This window comes from Thioalkalivibrio sp. ALJ21, assembly GCF_000378605.1.
In the GTDB taxonomy this organism is placed as follows: domain Bacteria; phylum Pseudomonadota; class Gammaproteobacteria; order Ectothiorhodospirales; family Ectothiorhodospiraceae; genus Thioalkalivibrio.
In genome coordinates, this window is sequence record NZ_KB905155.1 from 1,066,551 (window position 1) to 1,087,609 (window position 21,059).

General features: G+C 69.9%; 11 protein-coding genes. 1 reads left to right on the plus strand and 10 read right to left on the minus strand.

The features are described from left to right. Positions 1-62 precede the first annotated feature (62 nt). From F579_RS0105015 to F579_RS0105030, 4 genes are all read right to left on the minus strand, one after another. Positions 63-551, minus strand: coding sequence for a regulatory protein RecX (locus F579_RS0105015; protein ID WP_019025001.1), 489 nt, complete (start codon positions 549-551; stop codon positions 63-65). Beyond that, positions 526-1,572 (minus strand): recombinase RecA, encoded by a 1,047-nt coding sequence (recA, locus tag F579_RS0105020; protein ID WP_012982994.1) that lies wholly within the window; start codon positions 1,570-1,572, stop codon positions 526-528. The genes F579_RS0105015 and recA overlap by 26 nt, the downstream gene beginning before the upstream one ends. Before the next feature lie 153 nt (positions 1,573-1,725). Continuing rightward, complete coding sequence (locus tag F579_RS0105025; protein ID WP_018138516.1) at positions 1,726-2,256, minus strand: CinA family protein; 531 nt, start codon at positions 2,254-2,256, stop codon at positions 1,726-1,728. Positions 2,257-2,263: 7 nt separating this feature from the next. After that, entirely contained in the window at positions 2,264-2,563 is a 300-nt protein-coding gene (locus F579_RS0105030) for a PilZ domain-containing protein (protein WP_018138515.1), read from the minus strand. A 389-nt stretch (positions 2,564-2,952) separates the two neighbouring features. Between F579_RS0105030 and mutS the strand changes: the two genes are divergently transcribed. Continuing rightward, positions 2,953-5,592, plus strand: coding sequence for a DNA mismatch repair protein MutS (mutS, locus tag F579_RS0105035; RefSeq protein WP_019025002.1), 2,640 nt, complete (start codon positions 2,953-2,955; stop codon positions 5,590-5,592). A gap of 12 nt (positions 5,593-5,604) precedes the next feature. On the opposite strand, the gene F579_RS0105040 is transcribed toward mutS, so the two are convergent. The 6 genes from F579_RS0105040 to recC form a co-directional block, all read right to left on the minus strand. Further along, the gene (locus tag F579_RS0105040) at positions 5,605-7,077 is read right to left on the minus strand and encodes an efflux transporter outer membrane subunit (protein ID WP_019025584.1); all 1,473 of its coding nucleotides are present in this window, start codon (positions 7,075-7,077) and stop codon (positions 5,605-5,607) included. Between the two features lie 7 nt (positions 7,078-7,084). Then, positions 7,085-10,231 (minus strand): efflux RND transporter permease subunit, encoded by a 3,147-nt coding sequence (locus tag F579_RS0105045; protein ID WP_019025004.1) that lies wholly within the window; start codon positions 10,229-10,231, stop codon positions 7,085-7,087. After that, complete coding sequence (locus F579_RS0105050; protein ID WP_019025005.1) at positions 10,231-11,535, minus strand: efflux RND transporter periplasmic adaptor subunit; 1,305 nt, start codon at positions 11,533-11,535, stop codon at positions 10,231-10,233. Before F579_RS0105050 ends, F579_RS0105045 begins: the two co-directional genes overlap by 1 nt. A 228-nt stretch (positions 11,536-11,763) precedes the next feature. Continuing rightward, complete coding sequence (gene recD / locus F579_RS0105055) at positions 11,764-13,803, minus strand: exodeoxyribonuclease V subunit alpha (protein WP_019025585.1); 2,040 nt, start codon at positions 13,801-13,803, stop codon at positions 11,764-11,766. Further along, a complete protein-coding gene (recB, locus tag F579_RS0105060) occupies positions 13,800-17,507 on the minus strand; it encodes an exodeoxyribonuclease V subunit beta (RefSeq protein WP_019025078.1) in 3,708 nt (1,235 codons plus the stop codon). The genes recD and recB overlap by 4 nt, the downstream gene beginning before the upstream one ends. Beyond that, complete coding sequence (recC, locus tag F579_RS0105065; RefSeq protein WP_026301111.1) at positions 17,504-21,025, minus strand: exodeoxyribonuclease V subunit gamma; 3,522 nt, start codon at positions 21,023-21,025, stop codon at positions 17,504-17,506. Before recC ends, recB begins: the two co-directional genes overlap by 4 nt. Between the last annotated feature and the right edge of the window lie 34 nt (positions 21,026-21,059).

The following is a 21,059-nucleotide window of genomic DNA, read 5'->3' on the forward strand; positions in this document are numbered from 1 at the left end:
CTCCTCGCAATGACGTTCCTCCAAACCCGTCATTGCGAGGAGCGAAGCGACGAAGCAATCGGTCAGGAACCGCCAGCGTCGTCTTTCCAGGCGGCGAGGGCCTGGTGGGCGACACCGCCTGGAAAGCCGCGTCCGGCGAGGTGGCGCAGGTAGCGGGCCTCGTCCTCGCGGGTCTCGGGGGGATGACGGAAGTGGCGTTCGAGCTGGCCGCGGGCCTGGTCGGTCCAGTCGACCTCCAGGGCGTCGATGGCGGCACTGACGGTGTCGCTGCCGATGCCGTTGTGGGCGAGTTCGGCACGGATGCGCTGCTCGCCATAGCCCTGTTCGGTGCGGTGGCGGGCGATGAAGTCCGCGTAGCGGGTGTCGCTCAGGTAATCGAGCTCGCGCGCACGCTCAAGAGCGGCATCCACCGCGTCGCGCTCGAACCCGCGCTCGGCCAGCTTGCGCGCGAGCTCCAGCGCGGAATGCTCGCGCCGCACCAGCAGCCGGAGCCCGGCCTCCAGTGCGGCGTCCGGATCGGCCGGGTCAGCCTTGCTCCTCGACCGGGGCATCGACCGGCTCGTCCTCCACCGCAGCCTTGTTGCGCTTCGGCAGCAGGCGTTCGCGCAGGGTCTTTTCGACTTCCTCGGCGATCTGCGGGTTGTCCTTCAGGTACTGGCGGGCGTTCTCCTTGCCCTGACCAATCCGCTCGCCGTTGTAGCTGTACCAGGCGCCGGCCTTGTCGATCAGGCCTTCCTTCACGCCCATCTCGATGATCTCGCCGACCCGCGAGATGCCCTCGCCATAGAGGATCTCGAAGTAGGCCTCGCGGAACGGGGGTGCCATCTTGTTCTTGACAACCTTCACGCGGGTCTCGTTGCCGATCACCTCGTCGCCCTTCTTGATCGCGCCGATGCGGCGGATATCCATGCGCACGGAGGAGTAGAACTTGAGCGCGTTGCCACCGGTAGTAGTTTCGGGGCTGCCAAACATCACGCCGATCTTCATGCGGATCTGGTTGATAAAGATGACCAGGGTGTTGGAGCGCTTGATGTTGGCGGTCAGCTTGCGCAGCGCCTGCGACATCAGCCGCGCCTGCAGGCCGACGTGGGAGTCGCCCATCTCGCCCTCGATCTCCGCCTTTGGTGTCAGCGCGGCCACGGAGTCGACGATCACCACGTCCACCGCGCCGGAGCGCACCAGCATGTCGGCGATCTCCAGCGCCTGCTCGCCGGTATCCGGCTGCGAGACCAGCAGATCGTCGACGTTCACGCCCAGCTTCTCGGCATAGGTCGGGTCCAGCGCGTGCTCGGCGTCGACGAACGCGGCGGTGCCGCCCAGCTTCTGCGCCTCGGCCACCACCTGCAGGGTCAGGGTCGTCTTGCCCGAGGACTCCGGGCCATAGATCTCGACCACGCGCCCGCGCGGCACGCCGCCAATCCCGAGCGCGATATCCAGCGCCAGGGAACCCGTGGAGATGGCCGGCACATCCACCGCCTGCTGATCGCCCATGCGCATCACCGCGCCCTTGCCGAATTGGCGTTCGATCTGCCCCAGTGCGGCGGTCAGGGCCTTCTTGCGATTCTCGTCCACGGTATGCCTCCCGATACTTGCAGCGATGGTTTCCGATCCGTTGCGGGGCGGATACGGGGCCGCAGTATCCCACAGGGCGGGGAGCGACCCAACCCGGGTTCACGGCTCGAAGGGGATCACCGGGGCGCGATGCCCCGGGGAATGGTCGACGCGTCAGGCCGCCTCGTGCGCCAGCAACGCACTGAGCGCGTGCAGCATCGCCTGCAGGCGTACATCGTGGCGCTCGCCATCGAAATGGAGGGTCTCGACGCGCGCGTCCCGCCCGCGCTCCTGCCAGCCGAAGCAGACCGTACCCACCGGCTTGTCCGCGCTGCCGCCACCGGGCCCGGCGATGCCGGTCACCGACAGCGCCAGGTCGGCATCGCAGTGGGCAAGCCCGCCCTCGACCATCGCGCGCGCCACGGCCTCGCTGACCGCGCCATGCTGCTCGATCAGTTCGGCCGGCACCCCGACCATCCGCGTCTTGGCCGCGTTGGAGTACGCCACCCAGCCGCACTCGAACCAGCCCGAGCTGCCCGGGACATCGGTAATCGCCTGGGCAATCCCGCCGCCGGTACAGGACTCGATGGTGCACAGCTTGCGTTCGCTGGCGAGCAGCCGCTCGCCCAGGTCGTAGACCAGCGCCGAGAGCCCGGCCAGATCAGCCTCGCGCGGGCTTGCAATCAGAGTCGATTCCGCTTCCATGTCCGGATCATCCCTCGCTGTCAAAGGCTATGGCCACACGCCAGATCACCCGCTCTTCGCCCAGGGGCTCGCTGCGCACCACCTGGCCGGCCCGCTCCAGGGAGGGCAGTCGCCCGTCCGGGCTGTTGACCGCGATGCTCACACGCTCGCCCGCCTGCGGTGCATGCGGCCAGCGAAAGGCACAGCCGCTGGCCGAAAGGTCCTCCAGCCGCACCTCGTCCGCCGCACCAGTCGCCATCCAGGTCACTCGTGCGGGGGTGTCGACCTGCATGCGCCGGAAGCCCCGGCGGTCATCTTCTCCCAGCATGCGCATCCTCCATGACTCCACCCGAGTGTGGCACATCACGTCTCGTGATGGTGCACCTGCCACACGGGGCCGCGCATCCGTATACTGCGCGGCAGGGAAACACTGATTAATGTACACGCTCGCGTTGGTACCCCAGGTTTTCCGAGACAAGGCGCGTCGTGCAGCGGGTAGTGGTTCTACCCGCAAGCGGCGCAACGCAGAATCGGGGAACCTGGGGTGCCAACCCCAAGGGGCTCGGCCGCTTTTGCGCGCGAACGGCGTTGCGGCTCCCTTGTGCAGAATGACTGCACGGCAGTCACCGCGCCTTGTTCGCACGCAAAAGCGACTCGAGCGCGAACGTGTACATTAATCAGTGTTTCCCCAAGCCCGGATCGACCGCAGCCGAACCGATGAGCACCGCCGAGCCCCTCTCCGCCCATACCCCGATGATGCAGCAGTACCTGGCCATCAAGGCCGAGTACCCGGATACGCTGCTGCTCTACCGCATGGGGGATTTCTACGAACTGTTCTACGACGACGCCGAGCGCGCCGCGGGGCTGCTCGACATCACCCTGACCCGGCGCGGCGAATCGGCCGGAGCGCCCATCCCGATGGCCGGAATCCCCGTACACACGCTGGAGGGCTACCTGGCCCGCCTGCTGAAGATGGGCGAGAGCGTGGCGATCTGCGAGCAGACGGGTGCGGTGGGCGCCCAGAAGGGCCCGGTCAAGCGCGAGGTCGTGCGCATCGTGACTCCGGGCACGGTTACCGAGGAGGCCCTGCTGGATGCCCGGCAGGTGAACCGCCTGGTCGCGGTCTGCCCGGCCGCCTCCGCCGCCGTGAAGGGCCGCAAGACCGGCTACGGCATCGCCAGCCTGGAGTTCGCCAGTGGCCAGTTCCGCGTACTGGAGGTCGGCGACGAAACCGAGCTGGCCGCCGAACTGGCGCGGCTCGACCCAGTGGAACTACTCGTACCCGATCAGGCCGCGATCCCGGGCACCGAGTCCTTCGCCCCCCAGCGCCACGCCGACTGGCATTTCGACGCCGTGTCCGCCCATCGCCTGCTGATCACCCATTTCGGCACCCGCGACCTGTCCGGCTTTGGCTGCGAGGGGCTGGACCTGGGCATCGCTGCCGCCGGGGCCCTGCTCGCCTACGTGCAGAACCGCCATCGCGGCGATCTCGCCCACATCACCAGCCTGGCGCACGAGCAGCGCAGCCAGATGCTGGTGCTGGACCCGGCCACCCGCCGCAACCTGGAACTCACCCGCACGCTGACGGGCGAGCGCCGCGGCTCCCTGCTCGCCCTGCTGGACACGACCCAGTCCGCGATGGGCGCCCGCCGCCTGATGCAGTGGCTGCACCAGCCGCTGCGCGAGCGAGCGATCATCCGCGAGCGCCAGACCGCGATCACCGCCCTGCTGGAACAGGAGGCCGTCACCCCGATCCGCGACGCCCTGGCCGGCAGCGCCGACAGCGAACGCATCCTCTCGCGCATCGTGCTGGGGAGCGCCCGTCCGCGCGACCTGACCGCCCTGCTCGCCAGCCTGGGACGCCTGCCGGCCCTGCACGCGGCCCTGGCGCCAGTGGCCGATGCCGCCGAACGCCTGTCCGCCCTGCATGCCGCGCTCGCGCCGGAGGATGAGCTGACCGCCCGGCTCGGCGCGGCCCTGGTGGAGGAGCCACCGCTGCGGGTGACCGACGGCGGCATGATCCGCGCGGGCTACGACCCCGAGCTGGATCGCCTGCGCGCGCTGGAAAGCGACGCCGATGCCTTCCTGCGCGAGATCGAGGCCCGCGAACGCGAGGCGACCGGCATCCCCACGCTGAAGGTCGCCTACAACCGCGTGCACGGCTACTACATCGAGGTCTCGCGCAGCCGCTCCGCCGAGCTCCCCGGCCGCTTCATGCGCCGCCAGACGCTGAAGAACACCGAGCGCTACACCACGGAAGAACTCAAGCGCTTCGAGGACGAGATCCTCTCCGCCCGCGAGCAGGCCATGCTCCGCGAGCGCGCGCTGTTCGACGACCTGATCACCGACCTGCAGGCGCGCGCCCCGCGTCTGCGCACCCTCGCGGACGCCGTGGCCGAGCTGGACGTGCTCGCCTGCCTGGCCGAGCGTGCGGCCCGCCTCGACTGGCACTGCCCGGAGCTGGTCCAGAACCCCGGCATCCATATCGAGCAGGGCCGGCACCCGGTGGTGGAGGCCGGGCTCGACACCCCGTTCGTCGCCAACGACACCGAACTGGACCCGGAGACACGCCGGCTACTGGTGATCACCGGCCCCAACATGGGCGGCAAGTCCACCTACATGCGCCAGACCGCGCTGATCGTGCTGCTTGCCTGCATGGGGAGCTTCGTGCCGGCGGCACGGGCGCAGATCGGCCCGGTGGACCGCATCTTCACCCGCATCGGCGCCTCCGACGACCTGACCTCCGGACGCTCGACCTTCATGGTGGAGATGACCGAGGCCGCGAACATCCTGCACAACGCGGGCCCCGAGAGCCTGGTGCTGATGGACGAGATCGGCCGCGGCACCAGCACCTTCGACGGGCTGGCGCTTGCCCTGGCCTGCGCCGAGCGCCTGACGCGCCACAACCGCGCGCTGACCCTGTTCGCCACGCATTACTTCGAACTGACCGCGCTGGCCGAGCGCGAGTCGGCCGTGGCCAACGTGCACACGGACGCCATGGAGCACGAACACAGCATCGTGTTCCTGCACCAGGTCCGCGAGGGCCCGGCGAATCAGAGTTACGGGTTGCAAGTGGCGCAACTGGCCGGGGTCCCGGCCGACGTACTCAAGCTCGCGCGGGAACACCTGCGCGAACTGGAGGACCGGGCGGCCGCGACGGACTCGCCGCAACTGGGCCTGTTCGCCCCCGCCCCGGACGCAACGACCGCGGCCCCCGAGTCGGTTGCCGAAGACCGGCCTTCGGAAGAACGAGCCCTGAAGGCCCTGTTCGATACCCTGGAGCCGGACGAGATGAGCCCACGCGAGGCCCTGGACGCCCTCTACCGCATGAAGGATGCCCTGCGCGATCTGCAATAGGCGTCCTGGCGGTCAGTCTTCCGAATCGGCCGGGACGATGATTTGCTCCTCGGCCTCCGCCTCGGCGGCATCCGGATCGCCGTCCTCCAGCACATCGTGCGGGATGGCGGCACTGTCCCAACCACCGCCCAGGGCGCGGAACAGCGTCGCGGTGGCCGCCAGGCGATCGCGCGAGGCCTCGGTCAGCGTCAGGCGCGCATCCAGCAGGGCCCGCCGCGCATCCAGCACCTCCAGATAGCCCACGAACCCGCCCAGATAGCGGCGCTCCGCGAGATCCAGGACCTCGACCCGCGCTCCGACCTCGCGCTGACGCACCTCCACCCGTTCGTGCGCCGCATTCAGCACGCTCCATGTATTCGCGACCTCTTCCAGGGCCTCCTGAATCGCCGCGCGGTATTCCAGCTCGGCGATATCGCGCTCGGCCTCCACGCCTTCGATCGTGGCGCGCCGCCGGCCGAAATCGAGGATCGGCACCGTGGACTCCGCCAGGAACTCCCAGAAGAACGAATCACTGGAGGAGAACTGGCTGACCCGGCTGACCTCCTGCCCGAACAGCGCGGCAAGGTTCAGGCTCGGCAGCCATTCCGCGCGGGCCACACCGATATCGGCATTGGCCGCAATCAGGCTGGCTTCCGCCGCGCGGATATCCGGCCGGCGGATCATCAGGTCCGACGGCACCGAGTGCGGCAGCCCGGAAATCGTGTCCGGCAGGTCCTCCAGACCCTCGTCGCCGAGCCCCTCCAGACCCTCGACCACCGCCTCGGTATCCCCGACCAGGACCGCCAGCGCCCGGCGCTGCTGTGCGGCATCGGCGCGCAGGTCTGGCAGGCCCGCGCGGCTGGTCTCCAGCTCGGCCTGGGCCTGGCGCACGGTGAGATCGGTGGTGGCACCACTCTCGCGACGCGAGCGCTCCAGCTCCAGGGCCTCGATCTGGGACAGGATCGTCGCCTCGGTGGTCTCGATCTGCTCCTGCGTGGCGCGATAGTCGAAATAGGTACTGACCACATCGCTCACGACCGCCAAACGGGTGGCATCACGGGTAAACGCCGTGTTCAGCAGCTGCGCGCGGGCCGCTTCTTCCGAACGCGACAGCCGGCCCCAGAGATCGACCTCGTAGCTCAGCAGCGCCCCAATCGTGATCTCGGTTTCCGGGTCATCGCCCCCCGCCGGATACTCGCGTTCAAACTCCGCGACCCCGTCCAGCTGTGGAAACTGCTCGGCACGGCTCAGGCCCAGCACCGCGCGTGCCTGTACCACGCGCGCCGCGGCGATCTCGGCATCCACGTTGTTCTCCAGCGCCTCGCGCACCAGACGATCCAGCAGCGGGTCCTCGAACATCTCCCACCAGAACTCGGCATCGGCGTAGTCGGCATCCATCTGGTCACCGATCTCCTCCGGCCACTCGTCCGGGAGCGTGACCTCCGGGCGCTCGTAATCCGGTCCGACCGCACAGCCCGCCAGCAGCGCGGCCGCGGAAATCCCCAACAGCGTCCTACGCATGCGTTCCGGCCTCCTTCGAGTCGTCCGTGTCGCGCGGGCGCTTGCTCAGACGCTCCAGGCCACTGGAAATAACGAAATAGAACAGGGGCACGAACAGCAGCGCGAGGAAGGTCGCACTCAGCATGCCGCCGATGATGCCGATACCGATCGCGTGCTGGCTGTTCGCCCCCGCGCCGGAGGCCAGCGCCAGCGGCACCGCGCCGAGGATGAACGACATGGCCGTCATCATGATCGGCCGGAAACGCAGCCGGGCCGCCTCCACCGAGGCATCGAACAGGCTCAGCCCCTCTTCGCGCTTGTTCTGCGCGAACTCGACAATCAGGATCGCGTTCTTGGCCGCCAGCGAGACCAGCACCAGCAGGCCGATCTGGAAGTAGATCCCGTTCTCCTGCCCGGTCAGCCAGATGGCCACCAGGGCCCCGAAGATCGCGAACGGCACCGCCATCAAGACCGCCAGTGGCAGGCTCCACCGCTCGTACTGCGCGGCCAGAATCAACACCACGAAGACCACGCCCAGCACGAAGGCGAGCACGGACGTCCCGGCCGCCTGTTGCTCCAGATACTCCGCGCCGGTCCAGCTCAGCAGGTAGTCATCCGACAGGGTCTCGTCGACCACCGCCTCCAGCGCCTGTATCGCATCCCCCGAGCTGTAGCCGGGTGCGGGCTCGCCCATGATCCGCGCGGCCGGGAACACGTTGAAGCGCTCCACCTCGTCCGGCCCCTGTACCCGCTCGACCGACACCAGACTGGACAGCGGCACCAGGTCGCCGGCATCCGAACGCACAAAGATACGGTCCAGATCATCCGGGCTCCGCCGATAATCGGCCTCGGCCTGCATCTGCACCTGCATCACCCGGCCGAACAGCGAGAAGTCGTTGATGTAGACCGCACCAAAGGTGCTCTGCATCGCATCGAACACGTCCGCGAGCGGCACCCCGGCGGCAAAGGCACGTTCGCGATCCACATCGGCGTCGTAACGCGGCACCTCGATATTGAGCGAGGTGCGCACATCCGCCAGCTCCGGGCGCTCCGCGGCTGCCTCAATGACCGCCTCGGCCCGCTCGCGCATGGTCTCCGAGTCATCCCCCACCCGGCTTTGCAGGTAGGCCTCGAATCCGCCCGTCGTGGAGATCCCGGTGATCGGCGGCGGATTGAACGCGCGGATCGTTGCCTCCGGCTGGCGTTCGCCATCGGCGACCAGACGGTCGATCACCGCGTCGCTGCTCTGATCGTCGCCGCGACGCTCGGACCAGTCATTGAGCGTCACGTAGGCCGCGCCGGCATAGGTCTTCATCCCATCGGACAGCAGATCCATCCCGGAGAAGGCCACGACATCCGCGGTATCGTCGTACTCCAGCGCCTCCTCGCCCAGGCGATCCATCACGCCACGGGTGCGCTGCAGCGAGGCCGCGGCGGGCAGTTCGGCGGCCGCGAACACATAGCCCTGGTCCTCCTGCGGCACCAGCCCGCCAGGCACGATCCGGAACAGCACCACGATCGCCACCAGCAGCAGCGCGAACAGGCCCATGCCGACGAAATTGCGCCGCAGCAGGAAGCGCACGCCCACCATGTAGGCGGCGGTAAAACGGTCGAATGCGCTGTTGAACCAGCGAAACGGAAAGGCCGGTCGGCGTGGCTTGTCGGACAACAACCGTGCGCACATCGCCGGGCTCAAGGTCAGCGCGACGATCCCCGAGATCCCCACCGACACCGCGATGGTGATCGCGAACTGCTGATACATCTGCCCGCTGAATCCACCGATAAAGGCGACCGGCACGAACACCGCGATGGTGACTAGCGTCATCGCGATAATCGGTGTGGCCACCTCGTCCACGGTCTGATAGGCCGCATCGACGGCCTTCATCCCCTGCTCGCGCATCAGCCGCTCGGTGTTCTCGAGCACAATGATCGCGTTGTCCACCACGATCCCGATCGCCAGCACCAGCCCGAACAGCGTCAGCATGTTCGCGGAAAAGCCGAGCACGTACATCCCGGCCAGCGTCCCGATCAGCGAGACCGGTACCGCGATGATCGGCACGGCCGTGGCCCGGAACGTCTGCAGGAACAGATACACCACCGCGACCACCAGGATCAGCGCCTGCACCAGGGTCAGCAGTACGCGCTGCACCGACTGGTCGATGAATATCGTGGTATCGAACGGGATCGAGTATTCCAGCGAGTCCGGGAAACGGGGCTCCAGTTCCTCCAGGATCTCGCGCACCCCGCGCGCCGTCTCCAGCGCGTTGGCGCCGGGCTCCAGGTAGATCCCCACCGGCACCGTCGACTGGCCGTTGTGCTTGGCCTCGAAGTTGTAGAAGTGCGCGCCCAGCTCCACCCTCGCCACATCCCCCAGCCGCAGCGCGGAGCCGTCCGGTGCGCTGCGCAGGATCACCTGCTCGAACTCCTCCTCCTCGGAGAACCGTTCGGGGGTCGTCACCGCGTAGGTAAAGTCGATCGTGTTGTCCATCGGCTCGGCCCCGAACTGGCCGGCCGCGTACTGCTCGTTCTGCTCCTGGATCGCGGAGCGGATGTCACTGGCGGTCAGGTCGTACTCCGCCATCTGGTCCGGCTGCAGCCAGATCCGCATCGAATAGATCTGCGCGCCAAAGAAGGTCTGGTCGCCAACCCCCGGCGCGCGCCGCAGCTCGGCATAGACATTGCGCCAGACGTAGTCACTGATAAAACGGTTGTCGAGGCTGCCGTCCGACGAGGTGAACGTGATCATCTGCAGCATCGACGGGGCGCGCTTCTCCACCGCGATTCCGGCGCCGGTCACCGTCTCCGGCAGGCGCCCCATCGCGCCTTCGACTTCGTTGCTGACGTTGATCGCGGCGATGTCGGGGTCGGTCCCGACCTCGAAGGTAACGATCAGCTCCATGTCGCCGTCGTCGGTGGACTTCGAGCGCATGTACGCCATGTTGTCCACGCCATCGACCGTCGCCTCGATCGGGGCGGCCACCGTCTCCGCCACCGCTTCGGCGCTCGCGCCGGGATAACTGGCGGTCACGATCACCTTCGGCGGCAAGATGTCGGGATACTGGTCGACCGGGAGCAGCAGGGCCGAAGACAGCCCCGCCAGCACGAACAGGATCGAGATGACCGAGGCCAGTACCGGCCGGCCGATGAAGAAGCGCAGCATCAGTCGGACGCCTCGTCGGCGTCGGAATCATCCAGACCCGGCTCGGCGCCATTGCCCACGCCGTCCAGGATGTCCTCGACCGCATCGGCCTCGGTCTCCGGATCCATCACCTCGTCCAGCAGATCCGGCGCCACCTCCGGCAGCACGCCCGGTGACACGGCTTCCTCCGTCTCGCGCGGGGCGTCCTGGGGATCGATCCGTTCGCCCTCTTCGACACCGGCCACGCCCCCGACCACGATCCGATCGCCATCGCTCAGCCCGGCGGTGACCAGAAAGTCCTCGTCCAGGTCCATACCAATCTGGATCGGCCGCACATGCGGGATGTCATCGTCGTCGACCACATACACCGCGGCCCCTTCGGACCCCTCGATCACCGCGGCATGAGGCACGCGCATGCCGTGTCCCGCCATCAACCCGCTCAGGGTCACGCGCACGAACTGCCCCGGCAGCAACTGGACCTCGCGGTTGGGGAACAGCGCGCGTACCTCGACCATGCCCGTGGCCTCGTCCACCGCGGCCTCGGTCACGTCGATCTGCCCCTGATGCGGGTACAACGAGCCATCCGGCAGGGTCAGCACTACGGTCAGGCCAACGCCGGAACGGATCTGCGGCCCATAGGCCGTCAGATGGCCCTCGGGGATCGCGAAGTCGGTACGGATGGGGTCGAGCTGGGTCACGGTGGTCAGCAGGTCACCGGCCTGCAGCAGGCTGCCTTCCGGGCGCTCCTCCAGCCCCGCAACCCCTTCCAGCGGCGCCGTCACGGAGGTGTAATCCAGATCCAGCTGGGCCTCCGCCAGCGCCGCCTCGGCCTCAGCGACCGCGGCGTCACCCAGCTCCAGTTGCGAGCGGGCCTCATCGCGCTCACGGCCACTGGCAGCGTTGTCCTCGTACAGGTCCAGCACGCGCTCCCACTCGCGCTCGGCCTGGCGCTTCTCGGCCTCGGCGCGCTCCAGGCTGGCCTGCGCGCTGCGCACCTGAACGGCATAGGGCGAGGGGTCGATGCGGAACAGCTCGGTACCGCGCTCCACCATCTCGCCCTCTTCGTAGCGCCGGCTCTCGAGCACACCCGAGACCCGCGCACGCACCTCTACTGCGCGCGGGCTGCGGGTGCGCGCCGTGTAGGTGCGGGAGATCGAGACGAGTTCGCTCTCCATCTCCCGCACCGGCACCTCGACCGCCTCGGGTTCGGCATCGTCTTCGTCGTCGGATTCCGCCGCGCAACCGGGCAGGACAAGGGCCAGCAAAAGGGCCAGTAGAGGAATGCTCAGGGCCGGAAAGGGGGCGGCCAGTCGCAGGTGGTGCATGAATGCTTCTCCCGCTGATCCGGGCGCGCCCGGAGTCCACCCCCGTCAGGGGCGCAAAACTGTGATTGCCATCACGCCAAAAAGTCGCAGTCGTCGAAAATACGGACCGGAATTCGATGAAAAACCGGCCTGAATGGCGCTAAGACGGCTCGTGAAACCACCCTAGCGTGCCCCGGCGCCGAAGGTAAACAACCCTTGTTATTGCGCATCTACCTGATCAGAGGGCCGCTACAGCCATGTGCGCAAGCCGCCACTGCGCCGCGTCGGCTGCCGGCTCGCCTGCTGCAGCACCCCCGCCTGTGGCTCGAACAGGCTCAGCCAGCCGCTCGCGCGCGTGATTGCGGTGTAGGCCAGCTCGCGCGTCAGCAGCGGGCTCTCCGGCGGGGGCAGCAGGAACGCGACATGCTCGAACTCCGAGCCCTGGGACTTGTGCACCGTCAGCGCGAACGCCGTCTCCACGGACTCCAGGCGCTGCGGGATCATCCAGCGCACATGCCCGTCCGCCGCAACGAAGGCGACCCGCAGGGCCGTTTCCGTCGCATCGTCCGCGCCCGGTTCGGCATCGCCCCGGGCCAGCCAGGCGGGCACGCGCAGGGTCACGCCGATGTCGCCGTTGATCAGCCCCAGCGCGTAGTCGTTGCGTGTGACGATCACCGGGCGGCCCTCGTACCAGGCACCCTCCGCCTGCAATACACCACGCGCCGTCAGCGCCCCGGCAACGCGCCGGTTCATCCGGTCCACGCCCCAGGGGCCCTCACGCACGGCGCACAGCAACTGGAAGCGCCCGTGCTCGCGCAGGGTGCCGCGCGCCCATTCCTCCCACGCGCCGCGCGCATCGCGGGATGCCGGGCGTCCGGCCGTCAAATGCTCCAGATAGCGGACCACCCCGAACGGTGCGGCGTCGGCATGTCCGGCCCCGTCCAGCACCCGCCGCAGCAGGTCCGGATCGTCCGGGCCCTGCAGCACCGCCGCGTGGACATCCTCGCCCGGGTGGCCCGTCACCTCGGCCGTGCCGTCATTCACCGCGGCGGCCAGGCGGCCGATCCCGCTGTCCGCGCCGAAGCGTCGGCTGCGCCGCAGCATCGCCACATGCTGGTCCAGTGCGCGTCCGTCCTCGTCCACATAGCCGGCCGGCAGCTCCAGCCCGGCTACCTCGCGCAGCCAGGCGGCCGTCTGCGGCGTGTAATGCCCGCCGTCGGCCCGCGCGCACAGCTCGCCCAGCACCGCCCCGGCCTCCACCGAGGCGAGCTGGTCGCGATCGCCCAGCAGCACCAGCCGCGCATGGGCCGGCACCGCGGCCATCAGGCTGGCCATCAGCTCCAGATCCACCATCGAGGCCTCGTCCACCACCAGCACATCCACCGGCAGCGGATTGCGCGCATCGTGGCGGAAGCGCCGGGTATCGGGCCGCGCACCCAGCAGGCGGTGCAGCGTGACGACCTCGCGCGGGATCGCGGCGCGCAGGCGCTCGCCACCGGGGAAGCGTTCCAGCCCCAGCGCGTCCACCGCTCCCGCGACCGAGGCGTTCAGCCGTGCGGCGGCCTTGCCGGTCGGCGCCGCCAGGCGGATGCGCAGCGGCTCGCCCTCGCCCTGCAGGCCCTGTAGCAGCGCGAGCAGTTGCAGCACCGTGTAGGTCTTGCCGGTGCCCGGCCCCCCGGTAATCACGCTGAAGGCGGACCCGGCCGCCAATACGCAGGCCAGGCGCTGCCAGTCCGGCTCGCCATCGCCCTCCTCGACCGGACCGAACAGACGATCCAGCCAGGTGCGCAGCACATCCGTATCCAGCCCTTCGCGCCAGGCCGGCTGTTCGCGCAGGCGCCCGGCCACCGCCTCCCCGATCCGGCGCTCGGCCTCGCGGTAGCGGCGCAGATACAGTCGGTCCTGCGCCCGCACCAGAGGAGTCCCCGCGTCCGCGTCGACACCGCAGATCCGATGGCCTTCCAGCGCGGCGTCGAGCGCCGCACGGTCCAGGCCACGCAGGACATCCGAGGGCCGCGGCAGCCCCCGCTCCGCGCCCTCCGGCGGCAGCGACAGCATCCGGTCCGGGGCCTCCAGCAGGCCGTCGAGGTCCAGGCAGACATGCCCGCGCCCGGCCTGGTGGCTGGTCAACGCCGCCAGCAGCAGCGTCAGCGGCGGTGCGGCGGGCACCTGTTCGCGCAGAAAACGCACCAGCACGCGGTCGACGCCGCGCACCCAGCCCGCATGCTCCCACTCCCCGAGCAGATCCAGCAGCGCCTCGGTGTCCTGCAATGCGCGCTCGGCCGTCATGCCCGGGCCTCCTGTGGCCGGTCCGGCCCCTCGGCAAACCAGCCGTCCAGTTGCTCGATCAGCGCCCGCGGCGGGCAGTCGTGGAACACGCCGCGCCCCGGCGCATCGATCCCGCGCAGGAACAGGTACACCCCGCCCCCCATGTGGCGGTCGTAGTCGTACCCCGGCATCCGCGCCTGAAGCTGGCGATGCAGGGCCAGGGTGTAGATCACCAGCTGCAGGTCGTAGCGGTGCTCCAGCACGGCATCGCGCAGGCGCTCGGGCACATAGGCCTCGGGGCCGGGTCCCAGCCAGTTGGACTTGTAGTCGGCGACGTAATAGCGGCCCTCGTGCTCGAAGACGAGATCGACAAAACCCTTGAGCATCCCGTTCAGCAGCCGGTCGCCCGCCGGCGGCCGGGGCTGTCCGGGCAGCAACTGCTCGCGCACGGCGGCATCCAGCCGTCGGCTCTGCAGCCAGCGCGTCTCGAACAGGAACTCGAGTTCCGGCTGATACACGCCCAGCCCGTCCAGGCGGAACGCGCCACCGGAGGCCAGCGCGTACTCGGCCGTAATCAGCCGGCGCATCCAGTCCTGCACGACGGGGGTCCAGTCGCCCCAGTCGCGCTGTTCGCAGCGCTTTTGCACCTCGTCGTCCAGTCGGACGCGATCGGCGACGACCGCCGTCCAGCCCTGCTCGGCCGCCCATTCCAGAAGGCCATGCAGGAAGGTCCCCGGGGCTGGCCCGCGCGGGAAGTCGTGCAGCCCTCCAGCCACCGGCACCTCGGGCGACGGGTCATGCCCGGTCCCGGGTCCGACCGCGCTCTCGCGCAGCATGTCCTCCAACGCGGAATCCGGGGCCACCGGGTCGGCGACCAGCGGCGCCGGCGCATCCGCCTCGTCCGGGTGCGCAATCGCGCTGTAGCTCGCCACCCACCAGGGCTCGCGTACCGGGCGGGTCGGGGTACGGGCGCGCCCGGGGACCGCCATCTGCTGTGCCAGCCGCACGCTCGCGGCCGTGATCTCGGGCAGGGGTTCGATCGCAATCGCCGCCTCGTCGCCTCGGGCCGCCTGCAGCCGGTCCTCCAGCTCGCCGTTCGGCATCGGTTCCGGGCCACTCAGCAGATAGCCGACCGCACTGCGGTGCAGCTCGTTCTCCTTGCGCCCGCCCGGGGCAATCGGCGCCAGCCCCATCCAGCAGGCGTGGCGCGCACGGGTCATGCCCACATACAGCAGGCGCAGGTCCTCGGCCAGGCGCTCGCGATCGGCGCGCTCCTGGGCCCGGGCATCCATGCTAAAGATCCAGCGTGGCTCGCCGCCCGGCGGGCGATCGATACGCGGCACGTCCTTCTTCGGGTCGACCGCCCGAAACCAGGACACAAACGGCAGGAACACCAGCGGGTACTCCAGCCCCTTGGATTTGTGCAGCGTGACCACCTTGACCAGGTCCTCGTCGCTCTCCAGGCGCAGCACCTGCTCGTCCGCCTTCGCACGATCCCCCTCGCGGTGCTCGACCAGGTGCCGGATCAGTGCCTGCTCGCCGTCCAGCTCGGCGGCCGCGCGCTGCAGGAGTTCGCTCAGATGCAGCAGGTTGGTCAGCGCGCGCTCGCCATCGGCACTGGCCAACAGCCGGCGCGGCACGTCGAAGTCGTGCAGCAGGCGACGCAGCATGGGCAGCACACCGCGCGTCTGCCACAGGCGGCGGTACTCGCGGAACTGCTCGACGCGGTGTTCCCAGCGCAGTTCGTCGGTGGTCAGCCGGTGCAGATCGGCCAGCGACTGCCCCAGCGTCGGAGTCGCCAGCGCCGCGCGCAGCAGGCGCTCGCTGGTCGGCTCGGCACAGGCCCGCAGCCAGCGCAGCAGGTCCCCTGCCTCCGGCGTCGCGAACACCGATTCGCCCTCGGACAGGTACACGCTGCGCACCCCTCGTGCGCGCAGCGCCTCCTGCATGATGCGGGCCTCCACCTTGCTGCGCACCAGCACGGCGATATCCCGCGGACGCACCGGCCGCAGCGCGTCTGAATCGCGAAAGCCGCAGGTCCCGTCCGTCCCGCCATTGAGCAGGCGCACCATCTGCTCGGCCGCAGCCGTGGCCATCCGCTCGCGATAGACACCGGTGCCGACCGACGTGCCCGGATCCATGCACCACAGGTTCAGCGCCGGCACCTCGGCCCCGTCCTGTTCCAGGCGTTCGCCGCGATCCTGGGCGTCCACCACGTGGAACGGCAGCTCGCCGGCATCGCCCTGGCCAAACAGGAACGCACCCTCCGGCCAGCCGTCGGCATGGGCGAACAGGCGGTTCACCGCGCCGACCAGGCGCGCGGTCGAGCGGAAGTTGCGCGGCAGCGTGTAGTGGCGCCCGGCGGTGGCGCGGCGTGCCTTCAGGTAGCTGTGGATGTCCGCACCGCGAAAGCCGTAGATCGCCTGCTTCGGGTCACCGATCAGCAGCAGGCCCTGCTCGGCCGGGTTGTCCTCGATGCGGTAGACGCGTTCGAGGATGCGGTACTGCACCGGGTCGGTGTCCTGGAATTCGTCCACCAGCGCGACCGGGAACTGGCGCCGCAGGGTCTCGGCCAGGGCCTCGCCGCCGGGACCCTCCAGGGCATCGCGCAGGCGCAGCAGCAGGTCGTTGAACCCCATCTGTACCCGCACGCGCTGGGCCTGGCGGAACTGGAGATCGATCTCCACGGCCGCTGCCTGCAGCAGGCGTTCGCTGTCGTCCGCGCAGACCTCGGCGGCGGCATTGAGCGCGGCAAATGCCGGGTGCAGGTTGTCCGGCAGGGACTTGCCCTTCTTCAGTCGTTCGGCCATCCCCGCCGCGGACATACGTTCCAGCACAGGCGTCGTGCCGACCTTGTCCGGCAGCAGTGCGGCCGGGTCTTCGGCCCAGGCATGCATCACCGCGATCAGCTCGTCCGGCTTCTGGTACTTCGTGCCTAGAAGCACGCTCGCGTGCAGCGCGCGGAACTGACGCTCCACCTCGGCGGCATCGTCGCGCCAGACGGCCTTCAGCTCGGCCAGGCGCGCGAGGCGCGTGGCCAGCTCCGCGTACAGCCCGTCCGGCGTGCGGTAGGGCTCCAGCCCCGCCGTGTCCGTCAGGTGGCCCAGGAGCGGCCGCACCCGGGCCTGCAGTTCGTCGGGCCCCTCGCCAAAGGCCTGGCGCAGCAGCTTCAGGTGATCCGCCGGCTGCGGGTAGACAAAGCGGCGCCAGTAGTCGCGTGCCGCCTCGGCCTGAAGCTCGCTCTGGTCCGCCTCCAGGCGCTGGTTGAACAGGCTTCCGCTGTCGAACGCATGCTCGCGCAGCATGCGATAGCACCACGAGTGGATGGTCGAGACCGCCGCCTCGTCCATCCACTCGGCGGCCAGCTCCAGCCGCCGCGCGGCCCCGGCGCGTGCGGCCGGCTCCGGGTAGGCGTCCAGCAGCGCCGGCCACAACGCCTCGTGGGCCGGGGCCGGCTCGCCGCGCAGGATGCGCGCCCCGCGCGCGAGCACCGCGCGGATGCGCTCGCGCAGCTCGCGGGTGGCCGCCTCGGTAAAGGTCATCACCAGGATCTGCGGCGGGGTCAGCTCGCAGGTACCCTCCGGCAGCTCGCCGTGGCCCAGCACCAGGCGCAGATACAGCGCGGCGATGGTGTAGGTCTTGCCGGTGCCGGCACTGGCCTCGATCAGGCGGCTGCCGTGCAACGGCAGTTCCATCAGCTCCAACGGCTGCGCGCCTGCACTCATTCCATTTCCTCCCCGGCGGCCAGCGCCTCGAACAGGGGCCGGTACAGCCGGTCGCGCCAGTGGCCGAACGCCGGATCCTGCAGCAGCGCCTCCGGGTCCGGCCAGGCACGCGCCAGGGCCGGGCTGCGCGCCCATTCACCGGGGCTGAAGTCGTCCCCGACCAGCACCTTGCGGGCCCGCGCCAGCGGATCGGGGTCGTCCTTCGCCTCGGCCTGCAACCAGGCGAAGGCGGTGGCGCAGGCCACCGGCAGCGGGCGCTCCAGCCCGGCCACCCAGCCCTCGACCAGGGCCCCGAGGTGCTCGCGGGCCTGCTCCGGCCCCACGCCCGGCAGGCGCATCCCGGTATCCAGCCCGATCACCTCGGTGGCGACCGGGCCGCTTGCGCCCGTGCCCTGGTTCGCCAGCAGGTGCTCGAGCCAGGGCTTGGCCACCTTGTCCACGCGCCAGTCCTTTTTCTGTCTCAGCCGGCTCACGGTGTAGTCCAGCAGCACGGCCTGCCCGGCCCCGCCGCGCAGCGCCGGGGCCGCCCCCTCCAGCGTCCAGCCCCCCTGCCCCAGACGCACGGCGGGCGCCGGCGGCAGCCGTTCCGGCCAGGCGGCCAGGCGCAGGCCGATGCGCTCCAGCAGACGTGCGGCCTCGGCAATCATCGCGTCGCGCTCCAGCTCGCCGGCCGCACCCAGTGGCAGCGCGCCGGCGCGTTGCAGCCGCGCGGCCTCGGCCTCCAGCACCGGGCCCCAGGCCTCGGGGTCCTCGCCATGATCCAGCGCAGCCGCGACCAGGGCCTCGCGCACCTGCCACTGCTCCAGCCCGGCCAGGGTGAAGGGCTCCAGGTCCTCGCTCGGGGCCTCTTCACGGTCGAACACCACGCCCAGCCGGTGGCGGAAGAACGCCTCCGCCGGGTCGCGCAGGAAGCGCATCAGCGTATCCGGTCCCAGCACGCGTTCGTCGTCGGCTTCGTCCGGCGGCGGCAATTCGAGTGCGTCCTGCGCCGGGGTCTCGTCGGCGTGGTGGACCGCCTCCCACTCGCGCGCGTAGGTGTAGTGCCGGGCGTGTGCCGGGTCGGGCGGGAAGTTGGCCGGCGAGAACGGCTGCAGGGTGTGCACGGTAGTCAGGTGGCCCAGTAGTGGGTCGTCCTTGGTCGGCTCATCGACCTCCTCCGCGCCCTGGAGCCGCCAGCCAGCGGCCAGGTGATCGCGCAGCTGCGCGACCAGCACCGAGGGCGGCTGCGACTCGTTGTCGCGCGCGCTGTGGCCGACCCAGCTGACATGCAGCTGCCGCCGCGCGGACAGAAGCGCCTCCAGGAACAGGTAGCGATCGTCCTCGCGGCGCGAGCGATCGCCGGGGCGGTAGTCGCGGCGCATCAGGTCGAAGTCCACCGGCGTCGGGCTGCGCGGATAGTCGCCGTCGTTCATGCCCAGCAGGCAGACGATGCGAAACGGGATCGCGCGCATCGGCATCAGCGTGCCGAAGTTGACCGAACCGGCCAGGAAGCGCTGGCCCAGCCCGCTGTCCTCCTGGCTGGCCAGCCACTGCTCGCGCACGACACCCAGCGGCAGGGAGTCGTCCAGTTCCGCCTCTGCGCAGTCGGCCTGCCACTGGTCCAGCGCCTCGCGCAGGCGCCCCAGCGTGAACAGCTCGGCATCGGTCTCGCCGGCGAAGAAGGTATCCAGCAGCTCGCGCAGACGGGTGTTCCATTCTCCGGGGGTATGGGCGTGACGCAACCAGCCCCAGGCCTCCGCCAGCGCGGTGATCAGGTCATCCATCGGCCCCAGCAGCACGGCATCCAGCCCGCCGATCTCGTCGAACGGCTCCAGCCCCTGCCAGGCCCCGGCGCCCCCGGACGCATAGCCCAGCAACATCCGCCGCAGGCCGAAGCGCCAGGTGTTCTGCTCCAGCCCCTCCGGCAGGCCGAGCCCCGCGCGCTGTTCGGCATCCAGCCCCCAGCGCACGCCCGAGCCCTCGGCCCAGCGGTGCAGCGTGGTCAGGTCTTCTTCCGCAATCCCGAAGCGTCGGCGCAGCGCGGGCACGTCCAGCAGGTCCAGCACCTCGGCCACGCCCATCCGGCTCTCCGGCAGCGACAGCAGGCGCTCCAGCGCGATCAGCACCGGGTCGCGCCCGCGCGGCCCCTGGTCGGACAGGGTGTAGGGGATGTAGCGCGGGTCGTCCTGCGGCAGCTGGCCGAACACGGCCTCGATATGCGGGGCGTAGGCGTCGATGTCCGGGACCATCACGATCACGTCGCGCGGGCGCAGGTCCGGGTCGGCGTCGAAGTGCGCGAGCAGGCGGTCGTGCAGGATCTCCACCTCGCGCAGCGGGCCATGGGCGATATGGAACTGGATGGAGTCATCGTCCGTCGCCACCGCCGGCCAGGCCTCGCGGGTCTCGCCCAGCGGGCGCAGCTCGCGGATGTCCTCCTGCAACTGGTGCAGCAGGCAGTCGCCGCCGTGCGGCTCGAAGTAGTCGACCCGTTTCCAGGCGAGGGTCTGCAGCACGGCGTCGTAGGCGGTGGGGTCGTCGTGTTCGTCCAGCAGGCCGATGTAGTCGCGGCCCTGTTTGCCCCAGGCGGCCAGCAGCGGGTGCGCGTGCTGGTGCAGCTCGGCGTCGTCCAGCACGCTGGGCATGCCGGCCTTGCGTGGCTGACGCTGGCGCGTCGCGCGCAGCAGGTCCTTGTCGGCGACGATGTCGGCCCAGTAGTGCTCGCAGGGGTTGTGCACGCAGACGAGGATCTGGCACACGCCGGCCAGCCCCTCCAGCGCCTCCAGGATCTGCCCGGGCATGGAGGAGATGCCGAACACGATCAGCCGCCGCGGCAACCCCGGCGGACGCTCGCTCAGGCCCTGCACGGCCTCGCGGTAGCGGGCGTGGACCGTGGCCCGGCTGGTGTCGGCCGCGCCCTCGCCAATGTCCTCGCGCAGCAGGCGCCACAGCGCGGCCTGCCAGCGGTCGTCCTCCGAAAGCGGGGTCTCGCGGCCACGCGCGTCGCGCAGGACATCGCGCCCGGCGGCCCAGGAGGTCAGCCAGTCGGCGCGGTAGACCTGATACTGGTCGAACAGGTCGGCCAGGCGCTCGGCGAGCTGGTGGCGCTTGCGCAGATCGCCGCCGTCGCGCGGGTCGTCATCGGCGAGAAAGCGCGCCAGCGGGGCGAACTCGGGGCGCGTCAGACACTCCGGCAACAGACGCATCAGACGCCAGATCAGCGGGCGCTTGGCATACGGGGATTCCAGCGGCACGGCCTCGAGCCCGAGCACCGCGCGATAGGCCGACCAGACAAAGCGCGACGGCAACTGCATATCCAGCGCGGCGGCGATGCCGCAGCCGGGCGGGTCGGCATCCGGGTGCGCGGCCAGGGCATAGCGCAGCCACTGCGCCATGCCGTTGCTCTGCACCAGCAGGGTCTCGTTCTCCAGTGGGCCGAGCGGCGCACGCTGCATCCACTCGACCACCAGGGCACGCAGCGACTCCAGATGGTTGCCGTGCAGCACCACCATCCCTGGCTCTAGCTCGCCGGACTGCGTCACCCCTGCTCCTTGTGCCCCATGTGAGCGCCGTGTA

What these genes read in the sequence shown, in the direction of transcription:
- F579_RS0105030 (WP_018138515.1), bottom strand. Translation starts at nt 2,563, where the DNA reads ATGCTGGGAGAAGATGACCGCCGGGGCTTCCGGCGCATGCAGGTCGAC.
- F579_RS0105025 (WP_018138516.1), bottom strand. Translation starts at nt 2,256, where the DNA reads ATGGAAGCGGAATCGACTCTGATTGCAAGCCCGCGCGAGGCTGATCTG.
- mutS (WP_019025002.1), top strand. Translation starts at nt 2,953, where the DNA reads ATGAGCACCGCCGAGCCCCTCTCCGCCCATACCCCGATGATGCAGCAG.
- F579_RS0105015 (WP_019025001.1), bottom strand. Translation starts at nt 551, where the DNA reads ATGCCCCGGTCGAGGAGCAAGGCTGACCCGGCCGATCCGGACGCCGCA.
- F579_RS0105050 (WP_019025005.1), bottom strand. Translation starts at nt 11,535, where the DNA reads ATGCACCACCTGCGACTGGCCGCCCCCTTTCCGGCCCTGAGCATTCCT.
- F579_RS0105045 (WP_019025004.1), bottom strand. Translation starts at nt 10,231, where the DNA reads ATGCTGCGCTTCTTCATCGGCCGGCCGGTACTGGCCTCGGTCATCTCG.
- recD (WP_019025585.1), bottom strand. Translation starts at nt 13,803, where the DNA reads ATGACGGCCGAGCGCGCATTGCAGGACACCGAGGCGCTGCTGGATCTG.
- recB (WP_019025078.1), bottom strand. Translation starts at nt 17,507, where the DNA reads ATGAGTGCAGGCGCGCAGCCGTTGGAGCTGATGGAACTGCCGTTGCAC.